27 protein-coding genes are annotated in these 24,074 nt (G+C 58.0%); 10 read left to right on the top strand and 17 right to left on the bottom strand.

Features of this window, described 5'->3' with window-relative positions; genetic code table 11:
- Nucleotides 1–105 precede the first annotated feature (105 nt).
- Complete coding sequence (locus LA304_RS11965) at nucleotides 106–1,500, top strand: coniferyl aldehyde dehydrogenase (RefSeq protein ID WP_224503389.1); 1,395 nt, start codon at nucleotides 106–108, stop codon at nucleotides 1,498–1,500.
- A 51-nt stretch (nucleotides 1,501–1,551) separates the two neighbouring features.
- On the opposite strand, the gene ychF is transcribed toward LA304_RS11965, so the two are convergent.
- Complete coding sequence (gene ychF, locus LA304_RS11960) at nucleotides 1,552–2,649, bottom strand: redox-regulated ATPase YchF (protein WP_224503388.1); 1,098 nt, start codon at nucleotides 2,647–2,649, stop codon at nucleotides 1,552–1,554.
- Nucleotides 2,650–2,776: 127 nt separating this feature from the next.
- Here ychF and LA304_RS11955 point away from each other — a divergent pair, with 127 nt between their 5' ends.
- The 3 genes from LA304_RS11955 (at nucleotide 2,777) to LA304_RS11945 (ending at nucleotide 4,738) form a co-directional block, all read left to right on the top strand.
- Nucleotides 2,777–3,187 carry a VOC family protein gene (locus tag LA304_RS11955; protein ID WP_224503387.1) on the top strand — a complete coding sequence of 137 codons (411 nt, stop codon included), beginning with the start codon at nucleotides 2,777–2,779 and terminating at the stop codon, nucleotides 3,185–3,187.
- Between the two features lie 70 nt (nucleotides 3,188–3,257).
- A complete protein-coding gene (trpA, locus tag LA304_RS11950; RefSeq protein ID WP_224503386.1) occupies nucleotides 3,258–4,049 on the top strand; it encodes a tryptophan synthase subunit alpha in 792 nt (263 codons plus the stop codon).
- A 152-nt stretch (nucleotides 4,050–4,201) separates the two neighbouring features.
- Nucleotides 4,202–4,738 (top strand): hypothetical protein, encoded by a 537-nt coding sequence (locus tag LA304_RS11945; protein WP_224503385.1) that lies wholly within the window; start codon nucleotides 4,202–4,204, stop codon nucleotides 4,736–4,738.
- 366 nt (nucleotides 4,739–5,104) lie between these two features.
- Here LA304_RS11945 and LA304_RS11940 read toward each other — a convergent pair whose 3' ends face one another.
- Nucleotides 5,105–5,572: a GNAT family N-acetyltransferase gene (locus LA304_RS11940; RefSeq protein WP_263491404.1), complete on the bottom strand. Its 468-nt coding sequence runs from the start codon at nucleotides 5,570–5,572 to the stop codon at nucleotides 5,105–5,107.
- A gap of 200 nt (nucleotides 5,573–5,772) precedes the next feature.
- Between LA304_RS11940 and nspC the strand changes: the two genes are divergently transcribed.
- Both nspC and LA304_RS11930 read left to right on the top strand, forming a co-directional pair.
- Nucleotides 5,773–6,867 (top strand): carboxynorspermidine decarboxylase, encoded by a 1,095-nt coding sequence (gene nspC / locus LA304_RS11935; protein ID WP_224503384.1) that lies wholly within the window; start codon nucleotides 5,773–5,775, stop codon nucleotides 6,865–6,867.
- A gap of 50 nt (nucleotides 6,868–6,917) precedes the next feature.
- Complete coding sequence (locus LA304_RS11930; RefSeq protein WP_224503383.1) at nucleotides 6,918–8,162, top strand: saccharopine dehydrogenase family protein; 1,245 nt, start codon at nucleotides 6,918–6,920, stop codon at nucleotides 8,160–8,162.
- A gap of 51 nt (nucleotides 8,163–8,213) precedes the next feature.
- On the opposite strand, the gene LA304_RS11925 is transcribed toward LA304_RS11930, so the two are convergent.
- Together LA304_RS11925 and LA304_RS11920 are read right to left on the bottom strand one after the other, a co-directional pair.
- Entirely contained in the window at nucleotides 8,214–8,534 is a 321-nt protein-coding gene (locus LA304_RS11925; RefSeq protein WP_224503382.1) for a DnaJ family domain-containing protein, read from the bottom strand.
- Between the two features lie 24 nt (nucleotides 8,535–8,558).
- Complete coding sequence (locus tag LA304_RS11920) at nucleotides 8,559–9,332, bottom strand: ZIP family metal transporter (RefSeq protein WP_224503381.1); 774 nt, start codon at nucleotides 9,330–9,332, stop codon at nucleotides 8,559–8,561.
- A gap of 141 nt (nucleotides 9,333–9,473) precedes the next feature.
- Here LA304_RS11920 and LA304_RS11915 point away from each other — a divergent pair, with 141 nt between their 5' ends.
- The 4 genes from LA304_RS11915 (at nucleotide 9,474) to pth (ending at nucleotide 12,995) form a co-directional block, all read left to right on the top strand.
- Entirely contained in the window at nucleotides 9,474–10,637 is a 1,164-nt protein-coding gene (locus tag LA304_RS11915; RefSeq protein WP_224503380.1) for an alpha-hydroxy acid oxidase, read from the top strand.
- 125 nt (nucleotides 10,638–10,762) lie between these two features.
- Nucleotides 10,763–11,386, top strand: a complete 624-nt coding sequence (locus tag LA304_RS11910; protein WP_224503379.1) for a 50S ribosomal protein L25/general stress protein Ctc — start codon at nucleotides 10,763–10,765, stop codon at nucleotides 11,384–11,386.
- Nucleotides 11,387–11,529: 143 nt separating this feature from the next.
- Complete coding sequence (locus tag LA304_RS11905; protein WP_224503378.1) at nucleotides 11,530–12,267, top strand: glycerophosphodiester phosphodiesterase; 738 nt, start codon at nucleotides 11,530–11,532, stop codon at nucleotides 12,265–12,267.
- Between the two features lie 32 nt (nucleotides 12,268–12,299).
- Entirely contained in the window at nucleotides 12,300–12,995 is a 696-nt protein-coding gene (gene pth / locus LA304_RS11900; RefSeq protein WP_224503377.1) for an aminoacyl-tRNA hydrolase, read from the top strand.
- On the opposite strand, the gene LA304_RS11895 is transcribed toward pth, so the two are convergent.
- From LA304_RS11895 to trmB, 13 genes are all read right to left on the bottom strand, one after another.
- A complete protein-coding gene (locus LA304_RS11895; RefSeq protein WP_224503376.1) occupies nucleotides 12,992–13,549 on the bottom strand; it encodes a helix-turn-helix transcriptional regulator in 558 nt (185 codons plus the stop codon). The genes pth and LA304_RS11895 overlap by 4 nt on opposite strands.
- Nucleotides 13,550–13,558: 9 nt before the next feature.
- Nucleotides 13,559–14,071: a hypothetical protein gene (locus LA304_RS11890; protein WP_224503375.1), complete on the bottom strand. Its 513-nt coding sequence runs from the start codon at nucleotides 14,069–14,071 to the stop codon at nucleotides 13,559–13,561.
- Between the two features lie 254 nt (nucleotides 14,072–14,325).
- Nucleotides 14,326–14,664 (bottom strand): hypothetical protein, encoded by a 339-nt coding sequence (locus LA304_RS11885; RefSeq protein WP_224503374.1) that lies wholly within the window; start codon nucleotides 14,662–14,664, stop codon nucleotides 14,326–14,328.
- Nucleotides 14,665–15,096: 432 nt separating this feature from the next.
- Nucleotides 15,097–16,347: a tryptophan synthase subunit beta gene (trpB, locus tag LA304_RS11880; RefSeq protein ID WP_224503373.1), complete on the bottom strand. Its 1,251-nt coding sequence runs from the start codon at nucleotides 16,345–16,347 to the stop codon at nucleotides 15,097–15,099.
- A 116-nt stretch (nucleotides 16,348–16,463) separates the two neighbouring features.
- Entirely contained in the window at nucleotides 16,464–17,105 is a 642-nt protein-coding gene (locus LA304_RS11875; protein ID WP_224503372.1) for a phosphoribosylanthranilate isomerase, read from the bottom strand.
- A 3-nt stretch (nucleotides 17,106–17,108) separates the two neighbouring features.
- A complete protein-coding gene (locus tag LA304_RS11870; RefSeq protein WP_224503371.1) occupies nucleotides 17,109–17,456 on the bottom strand; it encodes a lipopolysaccharide assembly protein LapA domain-containing protein in 348 nt (115 codons plus the stop codon).
- Between the two features lie 17 nt (nucleotides 17,457–17,473).
- Nucleotides 17,474–17,755, bottom strand: coding sequence for an integration host factor subunit beta (ihfB, locus tag LA304_RS11865; protein ID WP_090061870.1), 282 nt, complete (start codon nucleotides 17,753–17,755; stop codon nucleotides 17,474–17,476).
- Nucleotides 17,756–18,105: 350 nt separating this feature from the next.
- The gene (gene rpsA / locus LA304_RS11860) at nucleotides 18,106–19,782 is read right to left on the bottom strand and encodes a 30S ribosomal protein S1 (RefSeq protein ID WP_224503370.1); all 1,677 of its coding nucleotides are present in this window, start codon (nucleotides 19,780–19,782) and stop codon (nucleotides 18,106–18,108) included.
- 229 nt (nucleotides 19,783–20,011) lie between these two features.
- Entirely contained in the window at nucleotides 20,012–20,506 is a 495-nt protein-coding gene (locus tag LA304_RS11855; RefSeq protein ID WP_224503369.1) for a BLUF domain-containing protein, read from the bottom strand.
- Nucleotides 20,507–20,698: 192 nt separating this feature from the next.
- Nucleotides 20,699–21,307 carry a (d)CMP kinase gene (locus LA304_RS11850; RefSeq protein WP_224503368.1) on the bottom strand — a complete coding sequence of 203 codons (609 nt, stop codon included), beginning with the start codon at nucleotides 21,305–21,307 and terminating at the stop codon, nucleotides 20,699–20,701.
- A 32-nt stretch (nucleotides 21,308–21,339) separates the two neighbouring features.
- A complete protein-coding gene (locus LA304_RS11845; protein ID WP_224503367.1) occupies nucleotides 21,340–21,864 on the bottom strand; it encodes a hypothetical protein in 525 nt (174 codons plus the stop codon).
- Nucleotide 21,865: 1 nt separating this feature from the next.
- Entirely contained in the window at nucleotides 21,866–23,215 is a 1,350-nt protein-coding gene (gene aroA, locus LA304_RS11840; protein ID WP_224503366.1) for a 3-phosphoshikimate 1-carboxyvinyltransferase, read from the bottom strand.
- Between the two features lie 130 nt (nucleotides 23,216–23,345).
- Nucleotides 23,346–24,065: a tRNA (guanine(46)-N(7))-methyltransferase TrmB gene (gene trmB / locus LA304_RS11835; RefSeq protein WP_224503365.1), complete on the bottom strand. Its 720-nt coding sequence runs from the start codon at nucleotides 24,063–24,065 to the stop codon at nucleotides 23,346–23,348.
- Nucleotides 24,066–24,074: the final 9 nt, after the last annotated feature.

The raw sequence follows: 24,074 nt of genomic DNA, 5'->3' as shown, positions 1-24,074 counted from the left end.
AGCCATCCGAGAACGGTATTCGCGCCACGTTCATGCGGATTTTTGTTCGCTGAGACTTTCTCCGCGTCTCCTTTTCTGCCTCAATAGGCAAAAATGGAGGCAAATATGCCCGAAAACATGGAAGCCCGTCTTGAGGCAATGAAGGCAGCGCATCGGGCGGAACGGATCGTTTCTCTCGAAACACGGCTTGATCGGCTCCGCCGATTGCAGGCTGCTCTTCTTGAGCATGAGGACGCACTCACCAAAGCTGCCAATGAGGACTTCTCGCATCGGAGCGCAATCGAGACGCGCCTCGTCGAGATTGACGTCACCCTCTTCCACCTCAAAAGCACACAGCGTAATCTCAAACGCTGGATGGCCACGCGTCGGCAACCGCTACCGCTTCCCGTTCGCCCGGCGCGCGCGGAACTGCGTCCGAAACCACTTGGGGTGGTTGGGATCATCTCGCCTTGGAACTATCCCATCCTCCTCGCGCTTTCGCCTTTGATTGGTGCGCTTGCTGCGGGCAATCGCGCGATGATCAAACCCTCAGAACTCTCGCCCCGCGTATCTGACGTGCTCGCAAACATGCTACACGGCGCATTCGATGAGGACGAAGTGCGCGTCTTTACTGGCGGCCCCGACATCGCCTCCGCCTTTTCCGGCCTGCCATTCGATCATTTGCTTTTTACCGGCTCCACGTCGGTCGGGCGAAAGGTCTATGAAGCCGCAGCCAAGAACCTGACGCCCGTCACCCTCGAACTCGGCGGCAAGTCCCCTGCCCTGATCCTCCCGTCCGCCGATCTCGAACGCGCGGGACGCCGGATCGCATGGGGAAAGAGCGTGAACGCGGGCCAAACCTGTGTCGCGCCGGATTACGTGTTGGTGCAACGGCGCAAAATGGAGATGCTGTCCGATGCTTTGATGGGCGGCTTTGCGAAGCTCTATCCCGAAGGCGCGCCCAGCGCGGATTACACATCGATGATTTCTACGGCGCACAAAACGCGCCAGATGGCGATGCTAGAGGAAGCAAAGTCCCGCGGGTGCAAGACTTTCACTTTGGAGAGCGTGCAAGTTGGTCACAAAGTCGCTCCGTCTCTGGTCCTCGACCCGCCTGCCGATCTGAAACTCATGGAAGAAGAGATCTTCGGCCCGACCCTTCCCGTCATCCCCTATGACAGCCTAGAAGGCGCCTTGGAGTTCATCGCCATGGGAGAGCACCCCTTGGCGATGTATATTTTCGGGGAGGACAAGGGCGAGATAGAAACTGCGGTGAAAGGAAGCCTCGCCGGCGGCATCTGCGTCAATGATACGTTGCTACAGGCCGGGCTCGACAGCGTGCCATTCGGAGGCGTCGGCGCTTCCGGCATCGGGGCCTATCACGGGAAAGCGGGGTTTGACCGCTTCTCGCATCTGGAACCGATCATCTACCAATCCAAATGGGCCGGAACGGCGCTCATCGAGCCACCGTTCAAGGGGATGAAACTCCGGCTTCTCAAGGCGCTGCGCAAATTCCTATGAAAAAAGCCGCCCTCTTTGGGGCGGCTTTTCAAAATCTTGGCTCTGTTCAACTCAGGTGTTGAAGAGGAAGTGCATCACATCGCCATCCTGCACGATGTAGCTTTTGCCCTCTGCGCGCATCTTGCCCGCTTCCTTCGCGCCGCCTTCGCCGTTGCAGGCGATGTAGTCGTCGTAGGCGATGGTTTCTGCGCGGATGAAGCCACGCTCGAAATCACCGTGGATCACACCGGCGGCCTGCGGTGCAGCAGTGCCTTTGCGGATCGTCCAGGCGCGGGCCTCTTTCGGGCCAACGGTGAAATAGGTCTCGAGGTGCAGCAATTCGTAGCCCGCACGGATCAGACGGTCGAGACCGGCCTCATGCAGACCGAGTTCTTCAAGGAACATCTCGGCCTCATCCCCATCGAGCTGGGAAATCTCTTCCTCGATCTTGGCGGAGATCACCACTGTGCCAGCACCCTGCTCTTCGGCCATCTTCGCAACCGCGTCAGAATAGCTGTTGCCAGTCGCAGCGTTCTCTTCCTCGACGTTGCAAACGTAAAGGATCGGCTTCTGCGTCAGAAGCTGGAGCATGTTCCACTGCTTGCGCTCTTCTTCCGTCACCTCAACGGTTCGGGCCGGCTTGTCGGCTTCGAGAGCGGCTTGCGCACGGGCAAGCAGATCGTCTTGGAGTTTCGCTTCCTTGTCGTTGCCCTTGAGCTTGCGGACGAGGTTGGTGCGGCGCTTGGAGATCGACTCGAGATCAGCGAGCATGAGCTCCATCTCAATCACTTGCGCATCGTCCACCGGATCAACGCGGCCCTCGACGTGGGTCACGTCCCCGTCTTCGAAACAGCGCACGACGTGGGCGATCGCGTCACACTCGCGGATGTTCGCAAGGAACTGGTTACCGAGGCCTTCGCCTTTCGACGCGCCTTTCACGAGGCCTGCAATATCCACGAACGACATACGCGTCGGGATGATCTGTTTGGAGCCAGCAATCTCCGCGAGCTTATCAAGCCGCGGATCCGGAACCGCCACGTCGCCCACGTTGGGCTCGATGGTGCAGAACGGAAAGTTGGCCGCCTGTGCAGCAGCCGTTTTGGTCAATGCGTTAAAGAGCGTCGACTTGCCGACGTTCGGCAGACCGACGATACCCATCTTGAAGCCCATAGCGGCCTCCTTTGTCCGAAATTCCAAGGCTGTCTAAGGCCCAAAGGGGTCTCGCGCAAGCCCGCGCTTTGTGGGAATCAGCGCTCTGGGCTACCCTTTTAGGGGTGAACGGCGAGAGGAGGCTGCCATGATCACCACTTACCTGCATTTCGAAGGCCACTGCGAAGAGGCCATGCACTTTTACCAGAGCATTCTCGGCGGGACGCTTGATCTCATGCGCTACGAGGACATGCCCGACGCGCCGGAGGGGTTCAAAGCCTCCAAAACCATCATGCATAGCGCCCTCATGTCCCCCTATGGCGATCTGATGGCCTCAGACTATCCGCCCCATATGGACAGCCGCCCGCAGGCGTCCGTGTCTGTGAGTCTGGAAGCGAAAAATGTCGCCGACGGACGCCGGATTTATGGCGCTCTGGTGGACGGCGGCACCCCAACGCAAGAATACGGGGCGACGTTCTTTTCCCCCGGGTTCGGGATGTGCGTCGACACCTATGGGACGAGTTGGATCGTGATGGTTGCGCCCGCAGAGCATGGATAGAGCCTGAGCACTTGCACACGCGCGGGTTTTAAGGCACTTCCCAAAGGGTAGTTCCCGAGGAGTGCACCTGATGACCCGTATCGACGCCAAATTCGCCGAATTGAAAGCCGCAGGCAAAAAGGCCTTCGTCGCCTATGTCATGGCCGGAGATCCGGATGAGGCGAAATCGCTGGAGATCGTCAAGGCAATGCCCGCCGCCGGTGTGGACATCATCGAACTGGGCCTGCCCTTCACCGATCCGATGGCGGACGGCCCGACGATCCAGCTCGCCGGCCAGCGAGCGCTCGATCAGGGGATGACCCTGCAAAAGACCCTCGACCTCGCCAAAGCCTTCCGCGAGACCGACGACACCACGCCGATTGTGCTCATGGGCTACTACAACCCGATCTATTCGCGCGGCGTCGACAAATTCCTCGTGGATGCGGTCGAGGCCGGCATCGACGGCCTGATCATCGTGGACCTGCCGCCGGAAGAAGACGAAGAGCTTTGCATTCCGGCGCAGAAAGCGGGCCTGAACTTCATCCGCCTCGCGACCCCCACGACCGATGACAAACGCCTGCCGAAGGTTTTGGAAAACACCTCCGGCTTTGTCTACTATGTCTCCATCACCGGCATCACCGGCGCAGCCGCCGCCTCCGGCGCGGACGTGGCCCCGGAAGTGGCACGGATCAAAGCCAAGACCGACCTACCCGTCATCGTCGGCTTCGGCGTCCGCACCCCCGAGAAAGCCGAAGAGATCGCAGCCGTCGCCGATGGCACCGTGGTCGGCTCCGCCATCGTCAATGAAGTGGCCAACGGCAAATCGGTCGAAGAGATCGCCGCCTATGTGAAATCTCTGGCGGACGGTGCGCACCGGGCGTGAGCGAGAGGACGTCAGAGAGTTATGCCTTTGACACAATGCGACTAATTTCCTAACGCTCTGCAAAAGTGCGCGCGATGGAAGCGTGGCCAAACCGTCGAGTTTTCCTGTATCGATACGGACTGTGGGCACAGTTTAGAGAAAGGTCTGCTGAAATGGATTATATTGACTACTTTGTTGAAACTGCCCTCGACTTTGAGACCAGTAATATGAATGAATTGAAGGAAACACATCCAGAATTGTTTCCTTATAATTTGCACATTTCGAATACGCCGAAGACCAAGCTAAGCAATGGTTCCCACTTAATATATTTACGTGTTGGAAAGTTTCCGGGACAGGATGGAGACCTAGAGGAACTCTTCAAGGATACATGCGCTACGGCAGGCTTCAAAATTCTTGCTCGCTCTTTTGAAGAACTTTGGCAGACCTACAGTCTTAAAGATGATTATTTTCAAGTTGATGTAGTCGCTTACGATGGAGAGGGGCTGCCCTACAGGACGCGTAAGCCGCTTGCAGCACTCCGCAATGGAGAGGCCCCAATTGATGGAATTGTGCGCCCTCCCAGTGTTTTTATGGGCGGTCCATCATTTGAGTACAAGCTGGGGATTTCAGACTTTCAGATACCATATGTGACATACCTCACTCATCTTAGAGCAAAGATCGAACAAGACAAAGATCGAACAAGACAATGAGCTAACCCCAGAGCAAAAGAGAGACATTGGTGGCTATCTCGGAGCAATCGATGCGATATTGACACAATCTGCGCCAGACAAAATGGCCTTAGCCGACTTGGCGAATCTCGCTCTCAAATATTTGAAAGAGTTAGGGAAAAGGGTCGGGAGCAAGTTTTTGATCGATGAAATTACAAATTGGCTTGATCTTCTTCTTTCTTTTTTATCCTAGAAGAGAAAATTAGTGTGAAAATCACTACTCCAATCAGGTATCCGCCAATTTATATCATCCTTTGAAATTCTGTTGATGCTGGCTGTGTTGGCATCATTGGTGGGCACTCGACAAAAGCAGGTGTGGGCTCAAAACAGGCCTTCGCCTAACACCCCTCACTCCGTCCCCAACCGAAACTTCAAAAACCGATTGCCCTCATACATCATCTCGCCCACCTGCTCCGCCCCCATGCGGCGTAGCGCGCCGAGGTGGCGGCGGGACGGGGGGAGGAGGAAGGTGACATAGGGGATGCGCGGGTCTGTGCGGGCGAAGGCGAGCGCCTTTTTCGCGATCCGGAGGCCGAGGCCGAAGCGGTCCGGCCGCAGGACCAGACCGAAGTCCCACTCTTCGCCCTCCTTCTGAAACCCGCCCCAGCCGACATAGGCGCCATCCACGACAAACGCCCAGTGTCCGAGCCCGTCGCGCGCCCAGCAGGCTTCCTTCGCGGCAACGAACGCCGCAACGGTGTCTTCGGTCCAGGCTTCGGTCAAAAGCGGCATGTGCTCCGCCACGCGCGGGTCGCTCATGTGGCTCAGGATGTCTCCCGCAGGCACCTCGGTCAAACGGACGAATTCTATTTCCAAATCAGCTATCCAACTCACAACAAAACCGCGCGCATCGGGCACGCACCACAGAACGAAGTCAAGCCGCGCACCCCTTACGCGCCATCACGTTTTCGTCGCAGAAATCCTCTCTGACAGGCGCATGTTTTTCTTGCCCCATGGTTTGAATCGCCCTAAGTGCAGCCCACTTGCCGTTCCTTTTGACCTTGAGGGGGAATGAGATGATCCAGACGCCTTACTACCTGATCGACAAGGCGCGCCTGCTTCCGAACATGGAAAAAATCGCGTGGCTTCGCGAAGCCTCCGGCGCAAAAGCATTGCTTGCACTCAAGTGCTTTTCGACATGGCCCGTGTTCGATTTCATGCGCGATTACATGGATGGCACGACCTCCTCGTCGCTCTACGAGCTTCGCCTCGGCTATGAGAAGTTCGGCAAGGAAACGCATGCCTATTCCGTCGGTTGGGCGGATAACGAGATCGACGAGGCTGTGTCCTATGCGGACAAGATCATCTTCAACTCGCTCGGCCAACTCGACCGCTTTGGCGACAAGGCCGCTGGCATTGCAACGGGCCTGCGCCTGAACCCGCGCTTTTCGACCTCGGGCTTTGACCTCGCTGATCCGGCGCGTCCGTTTTCGCGTCTCGGCGAATGGGACATGGCGCGTCTGGAGCAGGCCGAAAACCGCATCAACGGCGTGATGATCCACTACAACTGCGAGAACTCCGATTTCGATCTGTTCTCGGAACAGTTGAGCCGGATTGAGCGTGACTTCGGCGATTTCCTGAAACGCCTCGATTGGGTGAGCCTCGGCGGCGGCATCCATTTCACGGGCGACGGCTATCCGCTCGACAAACTCGCCGATCGGCTTAAGTCTTTCTCCGACAACCTCGGTGTTCAGGTCTATCTCGAACCCGGCGAGGCCTCGATCACGCGCTCGACCACGCTAGAGGTTTCGGTGCTCGACGTGATCGACAACGGAAAAAAAATCGCCATCGTCGATAGCTCCATTGAGGCGCACATGCTCGATCTGTTGATCTACCGCGAGACGGCGAAACTGCCGCAGAGCGGGGATCATGCCTATCAGATCGCGGGCAAAACTTGTCTCGCGGGCGATATCTTTGGCGAGGCGCGATTCGACAAACCGCTGGAAATCGGCGACCGTGTGACCATTGACGACGCCGCAGGCTACACGATGGTCAAAAAGAACTGGTTCAACGGGGTGAAAATGCCCGCGATTGCAATCAGGGAACTCGATGGCACGGTCCGTGTGGCCCGTGACTTCGGCTACGAGGATTTTGCCGCGGCGCTCGGCTAAGCGTCGCACCCGACACTTTACCTTCAAACAACGACAGGGGGTCTCTACCGTTGAAACGGAACGTTCTCATCATTGGCGCTGGCGGCGTCGCTCAGGTCGTGGCGCACAAATGCGCTCAAAACAACGATGTGCTCGGCGATATCCATATCGCGAGCCGGACGCTCTCCAAATGCGAAGCGATCCTTGAGTCGGTCCGCGAAAAGGGCGCGATGAAACAAGAGGGCGTGCTTGAGGCCCATCAGGTCGACGCAATGGACAGCGCGGCCGTTGCCGACCTCATCCGCAAGACGGGTGCAGAGATTGTGATCAACGTCGGCTCCGCCTTTGTGAACATGACCGTCCTCGACGGCTGTATCGAAACCGGCGCCGCCTATATCGACACCGCGATCCACGAAGACCCGACCAAGATCTGCGAAACCCCGCCGTGGTATGGCAACTACGAATGGAAAAAGCGCGATCTCTGTGCGGAGAAGGGCGTGACCGCGATCCTCGGTGCCGGCTTTGATCCGGGCGTAGTGAACGCATTCGCCCGTTTCGCCATCGACATGATGGACGAAGTGAAATCCATCGACATCGTGGACATCAACGCGGGCTCCCACGGCAAATACTTTGCCACGAACTTCGATCCGGAGATTAACTTCCGCGAATTCACGGGTGTCGTCTACTATTGGGAAGACGGCCAGTGGAAAGAGAAGAAGATGTTCGAGACCGGCCACGATTGGGATCTCCCCGTCGTCGGCACCTGCCGCGCCTACCAGTCCGGCCATGACGAGGTTCACTCCCTCGCGACCAACTATCCGCAGGCGGATGTGCGGTTCTGGATGGGCTTTGGCGATCACTACATCAACGTCTTCACCGTGCTGCAAAACCTCGGCCTTCTGTCCGAGCAACCAGTGATGACCGCCGAGGGCCAAGAGGTTGTGCCGCTCAAAGTCGTGAAAGCTGTGCTGCCCGATCCGTCCTCCCTCGCCCCCGATTACACAGGCAAGACCTGCATCGGTGATCTTGTGAAAGGCACGAAAGATGGCGAGCCTTTCGAGGTCTTCGTCTACAACGTGGCGGATCACAAAGACGCCTATAACGAGGTCGGTTCACAGGGCATTTCCTACACCGCCGGCGTTCCGCCTGTGGCCGCCGCCATGCTCGTCGCGACCGGTGAGTGGGATGCGAAGACGATGAAAAACGTTGAGGAACTCGACCCGAAACCGTTCTTCACCCTGCTCGACCAGATCGGCCTGCCGACCCGTATGCAGATCGGCGGTCTCGGCGGCGAAGACAAAGCCTGGAACGAGTAAATCCAGACCAAAGAATGACGAAGGCCCGCTCTTGCAGCGGGCCTTTTCGTTTTAGGGGCGCATGAACTTCCGCCGCGCTTCCTCCTCAATCGCGCGTCGCATTTCTACCTCAGCGAGTTTGGCCATAAAGGCCTTGTGGACCGCTTCGTCGGTGGTCTCCGCTAGTTTCGCCCTCAAGTCTGCAGCTTCACGTTTGAGTTCGAATTCGCGCGGCAAGACGCCCGCCTCGGCCATGATCCGAAAACCCGCACTCTGAGCCGCATCGCAGGACGCTTCCGCGTTCAAGGGCTTGCCTGCCCCGTTGAGATCGTCGAGTTGCCCCTCGCTCTGTGCTTTGAGGATCTGCCGTTCCGCGAGTTTGTCGAATCTCATGGCGCACCGCCTTTCAACGCCAGTCTAGCCGAGCGTCACGTCCAGGAACATCATCAGGATCAACCCAGCCAATAGCCCCGTCGTGGCGTAATTCTGATAGCCATTGCGATGGGTCTCCGGAATGATCTCATGGCTGATGATGTAAAGCATCGCGCCCGCGGCAAAACTCAGCCCCCACGGCAGAACATGCACGGAAACATGGATCAACCCGACGCCAAGCGCGCCACCGACCGGCTCCACCAACCCTGTCAGGAGCGCGAGGCCGAAGGATTTCCAACGATTATAGCCTTGCCCGCGCAAGGCCACCGCGACCGCGAGACCCTCTGGCGCGTTTTGAAGCCCGATCCCCGTCGCGAGCGACATGCCGTTCGTGACATCGCCCCCGCCGAAACCGATACCGACGGCCATCCCTTCGGGGAAGTTGTGGATCGTGATTGCAATGATGAAGAGCCATATTTTGGCGAGCGCCCCTGGGTCCGCCCCGTCAGGGCCGGTGATAAAGTGCTCGTGCGGCAAAGTGTTATTCAAGAGCGCGACGATGCCTGCCCCGAGCGCAATCCCCGCCCCTGCAATTGCGGCGGAGATCACAACTTTCCCATAGAGCTCATCGGCGGCATCAAGGCCGGGCAAGATCAGCGAAAAGTAAGACGCGGAGATCATAACGCCCGCGGCAAACCCCAAGAGCATGTCGTTCGTGCGTTTCGTCATGGTCTTACCGAACAGGACCGGAATCGCCCCGACACCGGTCATCAAACCGGCCCCCATCGACGCCATAATGCCTATCCAGATAATATCCATGCCGAACCTCAATCTATATGCGCGCAGACTGTCTCTTTTTGGATTGCTGCACCATAGCAAACCGAGTTCGGTCTTGGTCTCTGGGGCAATATGTGCGAATTGGTATGTGAATAGAACCAATTTGACCGAAAGGTGCTCGACATGCCTGTCATCACCAATATTGACGACCTCAAGAAGCTTCACAAAAAACGCACCCCGAAGATGTTCTACGATTACTGCGAGAGCGGATCGTGGACGGAGCAGACCTTTCGCGAGAACACCACCGACTTCGACAAAATCCGCCTACGCCAACGTGTTGCTGTGGATATGGAAGGCCGCTCGACCGCGACGAAGATGATCGGTCAGGACGTGGCCATGCCCGTCGCTCTTGCCCCTGTCGGCCTGACGGGGATGCAACGCGCCGATGGCGAGATCAAAGCGGCGAAAGCTGCAGAGAAATTTGGGGTGCCCTTCACACTCTCGACCATGTCGATCTGCTCGATCGAGGATGTAGCCGAAAACACATCCAAGCCGTTCTGGTTCCAGCTCTACGTCATGCGCGACCAAGAGTTCCTGAAGAACGTGATCCAGCGCGCGAAGGATGCCGGTTGCTCCGCCCTCGTGCTCACGCTCGACCTGCAAATTCTCGGCCAGCGTCACAAAGACCTTAAAAACGGTCTCTCCGCGCCGCCGAAACTCACCCCCGCCGTGATCGCGGACCTCGCGACGAAATGGACCTGGGGCCTTGAGATGCTCCAAACAAAGCGTCGCGGGTTCGGCAATATCATCGGGCACGCGAAGGGCGTGGACGATCCGTCGAGCCTCTTCACCTGGACCGCGCAGCAATTCGACCCGCGCCTCGACTGGGCCAAGATCGAAGCGATCAAAGAGATGTGGGGCGGGCCGCTCATCCTCAAAGGCGTTATGGAGCCCGAGGATGCGATCATGGCTGCGAAGGTTGGTTGTGACGCCATCGTCGTCTCGAACCACGGCGGGCGACAACTCGACGGGGCGCTCTCCTCGATCAAGATGCTGCCGAAGATCGTCGACGCAGTCGGCGATCAGGTGGAAATCCACCTCGACAGCGGCATTCGCAGCGGTCAGGACGTGCTCAAGGCGAAGGCCCTCGGCGCAACCGGCACCTTTATTGGCCGCGCGTTCGTCCACGGCCTTGGCGCCATGGGCGAAGCAGGCGTGACAAAGGCGCTTGAAGTGATCCACAAGGAACTCGACGTTTCGATGGCGCTGTGCGGTCGTAAGAATATCGAAGACGTGGACCGCGACATCGTGCTCGTGCCTGAAGATTTCGAAGGGCGCTGGGTGTAATACGCGCCCATGGACTTTGAAGGGAACAAATCGCTTCCCTTTTAAAGGATTCTCGCCTATACGCGCGGAATTCACGCGGGACTACAGCCTTGGAGGAGTCCCGCCTTAACCTTGGAGAATATACAATGGCTGGTGAGATTCCTGATCTTATTGCCTTGGAACGCGCGGGGACAGGCAAGGGCGCCGCTCGCAAAGCTCGTCGTGAGGGCTACGTTCCGGGGATCGTGTACGGTGATGACAAAGAACCGCTCCCGATCAACATCAAATTCAACGAACTGCTGAAGCAGCTGAAAGCTGGCCGCTTCCTGTCCACGCTCTTCAACCTCAAAGTTGAAGGCCAGGACGACGTCCGCGTGATCTGCCGCGGCGTTCAGCGTGACGTTGTAAAAGACCTTCCGACCCACGTCGACTTCATGCGTCTGCACCGCAACTCCCGCATCAACCTCTTCATTCCTGTTGAGATCGTTGGTGAAGAAGCTGCTCCGGGCGTAAAGCGCGGTGGTGTTGTGACCCACGTTCGTTCCGACGTTGAGCTGATCGTGACCGCGTCCGACATTCCGGACCACATCACCCTCGACATCTCTGGCGGCAAAATCGGCGATGTGTACCACATCTCCGACGTGAAACTGCCGAACGGCGTGAAGCCGGTCATCGAGCGTGACTTCGTGATCGCGAACATCGCAGCTCCGGCTGGCCTCGGCGGCGGTTCTGACGAAGACGAAGCAGAAGAAGCAGCAGCAGAGGAATAATCCTCGCCGCAGCATCGCGCTGTCGTACAAATTTGAAACGCGGGTCCTTCGGGGCCCGCGTTTTTCTTTGGGCCGGAGCCAATTGCCGGCGCGAAAGGATCGGCCGTTACTCTACTGTCACAGCACTCGGTTAAGCTGTCAGCATGACAAAGATTTCCTGCCATCGCGGCGCCCGCTTTTCCGCTCCCGAAAACACATTTGCGGCCTTTGACGCCGCTTTGGTTCAGGGCGGAGAGATCCTTGAATTTGACGTCCGCCAATCGCTGGACGGCGTGCTTTACGTGCTGCACGACGAAACCGTCGATCGAACGACCAACGGGTCGGGCCCAATCGCAGAGATGACCTCTAAAGAAATCGACGCGCTCGACGCGGGCGGCTGGTTCGATCCGCGTTTTGCGGGTCTGCGCGTTCCGCGCCTCGACAGCTTTTTCCAACGCTACAAAGGCCGCGCCGAGTTCTATGTCGAGATCAAATGGGCGGATTGCGCGGCGGTCGGCAAAATGGTCCGTGACCTCGATGTCGCGCGCGCCTGCTACACCTGCTCCTTCTCAGAACAAATGCATCTCGACATGCGCCGTTACGCACCGGAAGTGCGCCAAATGATACACTGGCGTCGCACCGCGAACGCGAAGGCCGCGATTGACCTCTTCGGGGCGAGCATCGTCGAATTCTTTGATGGTGAGGGCGCAAAGAACGATTTCACACTCGAAAACGTCCGCGCGGCGCAGGCGGCGGGCCTAAAAACCCAAGTCTTCACCGAGCGAAATGACCCAACCGTCTTCGCCCGCGTCCGCGATTGGGGCGTCGACTGCATCAACACCGACCACATTTCCAGTTTCAACTCATTCCGCATGTCGCAGGACTCGCAAATGGCGTTGTGACGCGCTAGGTCTCTCACAAAAGGAGACCGTCCATGCGCTTGTTCGTCGGCCTCGGAAACCCCGGGTCTAAATATGCGGGAAACCGCCACAATATTGGCTTTATGGTTCTGGACCGGATCGCATCCGATCACGGTTTCGCCCCGTGGCGTTCGAAATTTCAGGCGCAGGTGACTGAGGGGCGCCTCGGTCGTGAGAAGGTTATCCTGCTCAAGCCCGAGACCTTCATGAACCTCTCCGGTCAGTCGGTTGGTGAGGCCATGCGCTTTTTCAAACTGGAGCCCGAAGACATCACCGTCTTTCACGACGAACTCGACCTCGCGCCCGGGAAAGTCCGGACCAAGACAGGTGGCGGTCATGCGGGGCACAACGGGTTGCGGTCCATCCATCAGCACATCGGGCAGAACTATGATCGTGTGCGCCTCGGAATCGGGCACCCAGGTCATAAGGACCGTGTCGCGGGTTACGTCCTGTCCGACTTTGCGAAAGCGGATGAGAACTGGCTCGACGATGTGATCCGAGGATGCTCTGACGGTGCGCCGGCTTTGGCGGACGGAGAGCCTGCGAAGTTCTCGAACGCGGTTGCTCTTCGGACGGCGCCGCCACGCAGTTCAACGGGAAACAAAAAGCCTGCGGCTCAATCCACGGCAGATCAGCAGAAAACTGTTGCGGCCAAAGCGGAAGACACGCGAAGCCCGCTCGAGAAACTCCGCGATAAATTCAAGAGTTAGGCAGATCTCTGGTGAGGAGCATCTTCAGTTGGCGGCTCGATGATAGTGCCTTCCGCACTGCGGAGCCGCTGCATCACCTCTTCATCCATAAGATCGTCGAGAAACAGGCTCAGCAAACCGCCGCGTCCGCTTACCGAAGCCTTCCGATAAATCGCGTTGCTCTGCGCCTTCACCGTACCACTCGAAACACCGCGCGCCGCAGCGATTTCGGCAACGCTTAGCCCCTTGATCGTCAGGATCGCCACATCCCGCTCAGCGGCTGTGAGCCCCCATGCCTCAAAACGCTCAACAAGAAGATCAGAGAACTCGCTTGATATCCTCTTGAGACGGTCGTGCGCATCTCCGGCTTCGCGCTGTGCCTGCAAAAGCGCCTGAGCGCCGAAAATCATCCCCAAGACGAGGCTGAAAGCAGCCGCGATCTCCATGATTTCACGGAATTCCCAGTTGATCGGCGGCACATAGACCCCAAGCACGGAAAGAATGATCCCTGATACGAAAAAAATCGCCGAGCCCGCCTGAACGAGAAAAAGAATTGCAAGCGATATGCGGCGCATAACCTCATCCTATCGACCGGATTTACCCGATCGTTTATCAGAATTTCCGCGCCCTTTGCCATTATTCCCGTTATTGCCCTTTTCAGAGTTCTTCCCTTTGTCCGACTGAGAAGCGTTCGGGTCCGAGCTGGCGCCGCCATCGTCTTCCGGTGCCTCAGGGGAGGTGCCCGTCTCTCCGCTCGACGTCGATCCGGATGCTCCCGCCGTCGATTGCTCTGTTTCATCCTTCGACCCACCATCATCTCCATCCTCGGCAGCCTCCGGTGTGTTGTCGATAGAGACGGCGCTCGGTTTCGGTTCTGCAGAGGATCGGACTATCGGCAGGCTTGGTTCGGAGTAGTCCCGCAGGATGGATCCGTTGCGGGGGTCGAGAACGATTTCGCGCGTTTCATCTTCGGAAACCGCGACGATATGCACGCGGCCCAGCAAGGTCCGCCTGATCGTGACCTGCTTGAACCCGTCATTCACAAGGGAAGCCACAACGTCATCTGTCACAGAGGCGGACGCACTACCTGCGCTCATGACTAGGCAAAGGGCGATGGGAAACAATCTCAGCATGGGAGAAACCTGCGGATGAGGGCCACAATCCGGCAAGGTGAGGTCGGACGGGCAACGATTTAGTTGTAGCGGGTCAAGGCAGGCGCTGTCCACCTCTCGCCTGAATTTGGGAGGGCCATGGCGCTGTGTTCACGCCATGACCCTGCCGACGTCCATCTACTTCGCTCTCGTAAGATCCAGGGGGGGAATGGATCAGGAGAGAGCGGCCAGGACGTCGCTTAGAGAGACTGCAAACCACACGACGCCGAAGCAAGCATCGGCTCGTCAAACGGATGTGTCGTCTCCATGAAGGCATGTCGAAGGTGATTGTATTCGAGCTCGATGTGCTCTGTGCCGAAGCGTCGGACAATCAGGTTGCTTTTCGCACCGGCTCTCAGCGTCGCTGATCGCACTTCATAGCCGTGCGCCTCAGCGGCCAGAATGGCGTCGATGAGCGAGATATCGGAGCTAAATTCAGGAAGATGTCGGGCGTTCGCCATAGTGACTTCTTCGAAGCGACCCGTTTCCAGATCGTAGACAAGAGAGCTGACGATGTTGCTCTCAAGAACCTGTACCATGAGCTGTGTTCCGGTCAGCCGACACGAGAGTACTCGACACCCGACTGCCTCAGCTGCCTCGACCGCTTTCGATGCGACACAGGCTCGCCCTTCCCTGGGGAAAGCCCCAAGCGCAAAGAGCGACGTCATAAGGAGAAAACGCCCTTTTCCCATCAGTTCCAACCTTCTGCTCGACTTCTCTAGAGACGCGTCTCCGGTCAATTTTGTAACCCAGCCAGATGTTAGCGGATCACAATTGACGGGCGCGTCATTGAGGAAAGCATGCGCCCAAGGGTCGATTCAGAAAATAAACCGAAAGGATACGAACGGATAAAAATCCAATAAAATCAGGGAATAAACTTTGGTTTATGACATAAAAAGGGCGTCCAAGGAACCGGACGCCCTGCATAAACCCATCGCATCGCACAGCGCAAGGCGCTGAAAAGGCTATATTTATTCGCTATCGCGACCTTCGGAACCTGCGATATCAACGCCGAGGTGACGCGCAACGGTAAAGATGTCCTTATCGCCACGGCCACACATGTTCATGACGATGATATGGTCTTTCGGCAACGTCGGAGCGATTTTCATCACGTGTGCAAGTGCGTGAGAAGGCTCAAGCGCGGGAATAATGCCCTCGGTGCGGCACGAGAATTGGAAGGCTTCAAGTGCTTCCTTATCCGTAATCGAGACGTATTTCGCGCGGCCAATGTCGTTGAGCCAAGCGTGTTCAGGCCCGATGCCAGGATAGTCCAGACCGGCCGAAATCGAGAACCCTTCGAGGATCTGACCGTCGTCGTCCTGAAGAAGATAGGTGCGGTTGCCGTGCAGAACGCCCGGGCGGCCGCCCGTCAGTGAGGCGCAGTGCTCCATCTTCTCGTCGACGCCTTTGCCGCCAGCTTCGACACCGATGATGTTGACGCTCTCGTCATCAAGGAACGGATAGAACAGACCCATCGCGTTGGAGCCACCACCGATTGCCGCAATGACCGTATCCGGCAGACGGCCTTCGCCTTCTTGCTCCGGAAGCTGCCAACGGACTTCTTTCCCGATGATGGATTGGAAGTCGCGGACCATGGCCGGATAGGGGTGCGGACCCGCAACTGTGCCGATGCAGTAGAAAGTATCCCGCACGTTGGTCACCCAATCGCGCAGCGCGTCGTTCATGGCGTCTTTGAGCGTGCCGCGACCGGACTTCACCGGCACCACTTCGGCACCGAGAAGCTGCATCCGGAACACGTTCGGCATCTGACGCTCAACGTCATGCGCGCCCATGTAGACTACACACTTCAGACCGAACTTCGCACAGACGGTCGCAGTCGCCACACCGTGCTGACCCGCGCCGGTTTCCGCGATAATCCGCGTTTTTCCCATACGGCGGGCCAGAATGATCTGACCAAGCACGTTATTGATCTTGTGCGCGCCGGTGTGGTTGAGCTCGTCACGCTTGAGATAGATCTTCGCGCCACCCAACTCTTCGGTCATCTTCTCCGCAAAATAGAGCGGGCTCGGACGACCAACGTAGTGCTTCCAGAGATCATCCATCTCGGCCCAGAAGGTCGGATCGTCCTTCGCTTTGTCATATTCCTCCTCGAGCGAGAGGATCAGCGGCATCAAGGTCTCGGACACGAAGCGACCGCCATAGATACCAAAGCGCCCCTTCTCGTCAGGGCCATTCATAAAGCTGTTGAAAAGATCGTTCATTAGATCGCTCCCTTGCGGATCCTCATGTGTCGAGGAGTTCCCATGGATTTAGCCTAGCCGCGCTGGACCGTAAAGCATCGCACTGCAAAAGAGCCCGCAAATGCAGGCAATCGGCGTCAGGCCTGTCTGATCGCTTCGATAAACGCGCGAATTTTCGCAGGGTCTTTCTCTCCCGGCGCGCTTTCGACGCCCGAAGACACATCGACCTGCTTTGCGCCGGTCATTTGAATCGCCGTCACGACGTTCTCCGGCGTCAGCCCACCGGCGAGCATCCACGGCCGGTTCCAGCCGCGCTTTGCGATCAGACGCCAGTCAAAGGAGAGACCGTTGCCGCCGGGCAAATCAGCACCCTTCGGTGCCTTTGCATCGACGAGGATCTGGTCGGCCACCATCCCATACGCGTCCAGCGCCGGCACATCCTCCGGCGCGGCGACACCGACAGCCTTCATCACAGGCAGACCATAGCGCGCACGAATTTCTGCGACGCGCTCAGGTGTCTCCTTGCCGTGCAGTTGAAGCATATCGAGAGGAACCTCGCCCGTGATGCGATCTAGCTCCTCATCAGAGGCATCTACCACAAGCGCAACTTTGGCCACGCCGATAGGAACCTCGAGCGCAAGTTCACGTGCCGTCGGAACATCGACATTGCGTGGGGATTTCGGGAAGAACACGAACCCGAGATATTGGGCGCCAGCCTCGACCGCACAGGTGAGAGCCTCGGGCGTTTTCAGCCCGCAAATCTTTACACGTGTGTCCATGGATCAGTTGTCCAGCAGTGCGAGGACTTCGTCGCCCTCGTTCTTCGCCTTTTGGGTCTTGAGCTTATCCACTTCCCGCGCGAGCTTTTCCTTCTCGCGTTTGTGCATGGAGGCAGCAGAGCGGTGTTTGTATTCCCGCATCCACTCCCAGACAAAGCCAATCAGAAGACCGGCGATGATCGCCCCGAAAATCACAACGAACATCGGCAGGCTAATCGCCAAGGACACACCTGTCAGGTTCGCGAGTTCAGCCGGAAGCAGGTTGAGAGTGACGAGATCACGGTTCGCCAGCGCCACGGTCACAAGAACCACGGCAAGAGCAGCGAGAAACGCGTAGCGGATATAGCGCATGGGCGCCCTTTCCAGATTTATTCTTCGTTCAGGCGGTCACGTAGAAGCTTGCCGGTTTTGAAGAACGGCACATGCTTTTCCTCGACAGGCACTGCTTCGCCGGTGCGCGGGTTGCGCCCCATGCGTGCATCACGCTTTTTGACGGAGAACGCGCCGAAGCCGCGAAGCTCGACCCGATCACCGCGCGCCATCGCTTCGATAATTTCTTCAAAGATCGTATTCACGATCCGTTCGACGTCCCGCTGGTAGAGATGTGGGTTCTCGTCTGCGATCTTCTGAATCAGTTCGGACCGGATCATGAAGCCTCCCCTTCGCTGGCACGTCGTCCATGTTACATGTGATGCTGCAGGGCCATTTTTCTGTCTGTCAGCGACACATCCTATGAAACGAATATAGGGTGGGTTCCGTGAGCGGGGAATAGGGGCCGCGCGATACGGAGCGCTTTTTTCTCTTTAATGTGCTGAGATTAGGCCCGAAAATCCGGTTTCGCCTGCCTTTGGCCGGGCAATCGTAGGGTTAGGCAGGCATTAGGCGCATGCCGCATTGCAGAATTGCCCTGCGATTCGCATGCTCCTTCATACGGCTGGCCCAAACGAAAAAGGCCCCGCAAATGCAGGGCCTTCTCCATAATTCTGATCGCGAGATGCGATTACTCGTCGCCCTTGAGGGCTGCGCCGAGGATATCGCCGAGCGATGCGCCGGAGTCGGAGGAACCGTACTGTTCGACGGCTTCTTTCTCTTCTGCAATCTCACGTGCTTTGATGGACAGACCCAGACGGCGGGTTTTCTGATCCACGTTGGTCACGCGTACGTCGACGTGATCACCGATCTGGAAGCGCTCAGGACGCTGCTCAGCACGGTCACGGGACAGGTCGGAGCGACGGATGAAGGATTTCGCGCCTTCATACTCGACTTCGATGCCACCGTCTTCGATCGCAGTCACGGTCACGGTGATGATGGAGCCGCGTTTCACGCCCTCAACTGCACCGGAGAAGCTGTCGTCGAGAGCTTTGATGGAGAGAGAGATACGCTCTTTTTCCACGTCCACTTCGGTGACAACGGCTTTGACGACGTCGTTCTTGTGGTAGTTCTGGATGGCGTCTTCGCCACGCTCTTCCCAAGACAGGTCGGAGAGGTGAACCATGCCGTCGATCTCGCCCGGCAGGCCGATGAACAGACCGAATTCGGTGATGTTCTTGACTTCGCCTTCGACAACGGTGCCTTCCGGATGGGTCTCTGCAAAGAGTTCCCACGGGTTGCGCATGGTCTGCTTGAGGCCGAGGGACACACGACGTTTCGCGGAGTCGATCTCGAGAACCATGACTTCCACTTCCTGGGAGGTGGAGACGATTTTGCCCGGGTGGACGTTTTTCTTGGTCCAGGACATCTCGGAGACGTGCACGAGGCCTTCAACACCCGGTTCCAGCTCAACAAATGCACCGTAGTCGGTGATGTTGGTGACGCGGCCCGTGTGAACAGACTCGAGCGGGTATTTGTTCTCGACTGCATCCCACGGATCGGCCTGAAGCTGTTTCATGCCGAGGGAGATACGGTGGGTCTCTTTGTTGATCTTGATCACCTGAACCTTGATCGTCTCACCGATGGAGAGGATCTCGGACGGGTGGTTCACGCGACGCCATGCCATGTCGGTGACGTGCAAAAGACCGTCAACACCGCCGAGGTCAACGAATGCACCGTATTCGGTGATGTTCTTGACAACACCGTCAACTGCCTGACCTTCGGACAGGTTGCCGATGACTTCTGCGCGCTGTTCTGCGCGGGACTCTTCGAGGATTGCGCGACGGGACACAACGATGTTGCCACGACGACGGTCCATCTTGAGGATCTGGAACGGCTGCTTGAGACCCATGAGCGGGCCAGCGTCACGTACCGGACGCACGTCAACCTGGGAGCCCGGAAGGAACGCAACTGCGCCGCCGAGATCAACAGTGAAGCCGCCTTTAACACGACCAAAGATGGCGCCTTCGACGCGCTCTTCGGAAGCGTAGGCTTTTTCGAGACGATCCCATGCTTCTTCGCGACGGGCTTTGTCGCGGGAGATGACGGCTTCGCCACGTGCGTTTTCAACGCGGTCGAGGAACACTTCAACTTCGTCGCCAACAGCAACGGAAGGTGCTTCGCCCGGGTTGGAGAATTCTTTCAGATCAACGCGGCCTTCCATTTTGTAGCCTACGTCGATGATGGCCTGACCAGCTTCAATAGCGATCACCTTGCCTTTGACAACCGAACCTTCAGCCGGGGTGTCAATTTCGAAGCTTTCGTTCAGGAGGGCTTCGAAATCCTCCATAGATACGTTCTGAGCCATGTGGTCTCAATTTCCTTTTCATACGTTTATGCGGGCCAAGCGGTTGTCTCCGCCGGTCTTGGTTTCATTTTGCCTATGACCCAACGCTCAGAAGACCTTGCAGGAAAAACACAAATCAGGGCCGAAGCTGCTCTCCGACCCTGCCCGCAATGTCTTGATGACGTCTGATGGCCTCATAGACTGACGCGCGTATACTCCCGAATCCCCATAAAAGCAAGGGAAAACGCCCTTATGCGAGCCCGCCGAGCCGTTCCATATAGGCCGCGTCCGTCTCACCGAACTGGCGGGAATAGGGGAAAGCAGATCCGAATTCGGCAACGCCACGGGCCAGATCAGCCAGCAGTCCAAGGATGTGACGCGCTTTCTCTGCGGTGATCTCTGGAAGATTGCCGTCCGCAGCAGCGCCCAGATCATTTTCGAAGCCGATCAGGCTATCATACGCCATGGCCCATTCGCCGTAGGGCGAGACCTCGGCGGCGCTCTCACTCAACAGGATTTCCATGTTCGTGTGGCGCGGGTCATTTTCGATTTTCGCCAACAGCGTGCTCACGGCATCCTTCGGCCCATGCAGAGCCTGATAGAATTGCTCATCCACCCGCACGAGCAGCCCCGTGATGCCGTTCTCGCTATTGAACGCAAGCGCGCTTTTGAGGATATCGAGGTCGGTTTCATCGAACTCGCCATGCGTGGGGCGCGACCGATACAAAACATGCAGATACTTCATCGGCGACACCTCCTTTGTCTGCGAGAGCTCAGAAACTAACTCAGCTCATCAGTCTAGAAAGTCCGAGCAGTTTCCGACGGTTACGCTGCACATCGGGGGGCACTCTGGCAAGTCGCAAATTGTCACGCACGCGCAAAAATCCGCAGATTTTACGGCACATTTCCGCGCATCGTGAGATATCGCACAGGCTGCTTATTTCCGCCGTGCATCAATGAGCGCAAGCACCTGCGCAACCGCCTCATCGATGGTCATATCAGAGGTATCAATCACCGTTGCGTCGTCCGCAGGCTTGAGTGGCGCAGTCGCACGGGCGGCGTCGCGTTCGTCGCGTTCCCGCAGATCTTCGAGCACTTGCTCAAAGGTCACGTCTTCGCCTTTGCCAATGAGTTCCTGATGCCGACGCGAGGCGCGCACTTCGTCCGAGGCCGTGACATAGAGCTTCACCTCGGCATCCGGACAGATCACCGTCCCGATATCGCGCCCATCGAGAACCGCACCGCCCTCACGGCGGGCAAAGGCCTGTTGGAAATCGACCAGCGCCGCACGGACCTCTGGAATCGCGGCAACGCGACTCGCCGCCTGCCCTGCATCACCAGTCCGAAGATCGTCTCGCTCAAGATCGGCAGCCGTCAGTGCCTCTGCCGCATCAATCGGCGTCAAACCCTCAAAGGTCTTAGCCCCCGTCGCCCGATACAAGAGCCCCGTGTCGAGGTGCGCAAAATTGTAATGTTTCGCAACGGCTTTGGAGATGGTGCCTTTACCGGCAGCGGCAGGACCATCGATCGCAATACAAAAACTCATTTGAACCTCCAATTCGGAAGATCAGTTCTGACTCAGTGTCGCGACACTGTCAATTTCCGCCACCCGCGCATCACCAACAGCACGAGCCAGAGCGTCATGGCGAATGTGCCAAAGAGCGATTTGAACCGCGTGAAAAACGCCGCCCGCTCAATTGCCGCATCGGTGACTGCATCGGTCGGCTGGGCGAGCAGGACCGCGACAGAGATGTTTTCCGCGTAGTCACCGATCATGCTGAGGCAGGCAAAGACGGCTAAACTCCGGAAGAGCCATTTCCAACGCCCGTCAGCCGCCCAACGAGAGGACCAGATCGCGGTTATGGCGAGCAGCGCGGGATAGACCGCGTCCATCCATCTCTGGGGACCTTGATAGAGCGCTCGGCCCTCATCTGAGAGCGTCGAGAGAAATGCGCGCGCTTCTGCGATGGAATAGCCACTTGGGCGCATATCGAATGCGGGCGCACCGGCGTCGTGAGCAATCGCGGATAGGGTCCAGAGCACCATAACGGCATAGAGGGCGATCGTCAGGAGACAGACCACCCAAAACGCCGCGATACGCATCTCAGTTGTCCCGCGTCACGTCGGCACCGAGGCCCGTCATCAGGTTCTCGAAGATCGGGAAGGAGGTCGCGATCGGCGCGCCGTCATCCACCGCAACGGGTTCCTGAGAGGCCATCCCAAGGATGAGGAACGACATGGCGATCCGGTGATCGAGGTGCGTCACACAGGTCGCGCCGCCTTTGACGCCGTTCGGGCCGAGGCCGTGCACGATCAGGGTATCTTCATCTTCTTCGATCTGAACGCCACAGGCCTCCAGCCCGCGCGCCATCGCGTCGATACGATCCGATTCCTTAACGCGAAGCTCTTTCACACCGCGCATCACAGTGGTGCCTTCGGCATATGCCGCAACCACGGAGAGGATCGGGTATTCGTCAATCATCGACGCCGCGCGCTCCGGCGGGACTTCGATGCCTTTGAGCTTGGAGGCGCGCACGCGGAGATCTGCAACGGGTTCGCCGCCCTCTTCGCGCTCGTTCTGGAATTCGATCTGAGCACCCATCTCGACGAGCGTCGTATAGAGACCGTTACGCGTCGAGTTCTGGCTCACGCCAGGAACGATGATGTCGGAGCCTTCGATGATCAGAGCGGCACAGACAGGGAAGGCCGCAGAACTCGGATCGCGCGGAACGGCGACCTCTTGCGGGGTCAGTTCCGGACGACCGGTGAGCGTGATCTTGTGATAGCCTTCGGGCGTCGTTTCGGTCGTGATCTCGGCGCCGAAGCCCTTGAGCATCCGCTCCGTATGGTCGCGGGTCATTTCTTTTTCGATGACGACGGTCTGACCGGGCGCGTTCAGGCCCGCGAGCAAAACAGCAGACTTCACCTGCGCAGACGGCACCGGCGTTTCATATTCGACAGGGACAGGTTCCGCGGCACCAATGAGGGTCAACGGGAGACGTCCGCCGGAGCGACCGACAGAGCGCGTGCCAAACAGGGCGAGAGGATCCGTCACACGCGCCATAGGGCGTTTACGGAGAGAGCCGTCGCCCGTGAAGGTCGTGCAAAAGTCATAGGTCGCGACAGCGCCCATGATGAGACGGACGCCCGTGCCGGAGTTGCCGCAGTCGATGACGTTCTCCGGTTCGGTGAAGCCGCCAACACCAACGCCGTTCACGACCCATTCACCAGCGCCGGACCGCACGACAGAGGCCCCAAGCGCCTGCATTGCCTTTGCGGTGTCAAGAACGTCCTCGCCTTCAAGCAAGCCACTGATCCGCGTCTCACCAACAGCCATGGCCCCGAAAATCAGGGCGCGGTGGGAAATGGATTTATCCCCCGGAACAGCAGCGGTGCCTTTGAGCGGGCCGGATTTGCGCGCGCTCATCGGGATCGGGGTAGCTTGGCTCGACATGGCATCCTCCTCGAATTGCCATAGCCGATTAACCGAGGCGGACCGTTTCGTCCACCGCTTTACGCATGGAATGCAGGTTCGGGACCGTTAGCGCCCCAAATTCAACGCGCGCGCCGTTGAAACCGGACAATCAGTTCTTCCGAAACGTCATGTAATGCGGGGTGCGCCCCTCACGGATCGCCTTTTTCTCGTAGCGGGTGGAGAACCAGTCCGCCCAAGGCTTGCGCCAATCTTCGGCACTTTCACCCAACCATTCGAACCCTGCGCGCGGCACCTCTTCCATGGTCTGACGCACGTAGTCCGGAATATCAGTCGCGACACGGAACTCCGCACCGTTCTTGAGCACACGGTAGAGTGGTACGAGATGTTCCTGCGTCACAAAGCGGCGGCGGTGGTGGCGAGCTTTCGGCCAAGGATCGGGATAATTGAGGAAGGCTTTCTCAATGCTCGCATCCGGCAACACGTCGAACAAATCGCGCGCGTCGCCCGCATGGATCGCAACATTATCCAACCCGCCCAAACGACGCAGATGCCCGAGGCAGGACGCCACACCATTCACAAACGGCTCACACCCGATGATCGCGACGTCCGGATAGGTCTTTGCCATGTGGATCAGGTGCTCACCCGCGCCAAAGCCGACTTCGACCCAAACAGGTTTACCGCCAAAGCGTTCGACCAGATCGAGCTTCACGCGATCCGGATTCTCTTCCCATGTCACCGGCCCCGGAGAAAGACGCGGCAGGTCCTCTTCGAGATATTCTTTTTGCGCCTGATTGAGCGTCTTGCCATGGATACGCCCATAGAAGTTGCGCCAAGGCGCACCGGTTTCGTGTTTGGTCTCGTCAGACATGGAAAAGCC

Source organism: Celeribacter litoreus (genome assembly GCF_020165855.1).
Taxonomy (GTDB): Bacteria; Pseudomonadota; Alphaproteobacteria; order Rhodobacterales; family Rhodobacteraceae; genus Celeribacter; species Celeribacter litoreus.
This window is presented reverse-complemented; position numbering and strand designations above follow the sequence as displayed.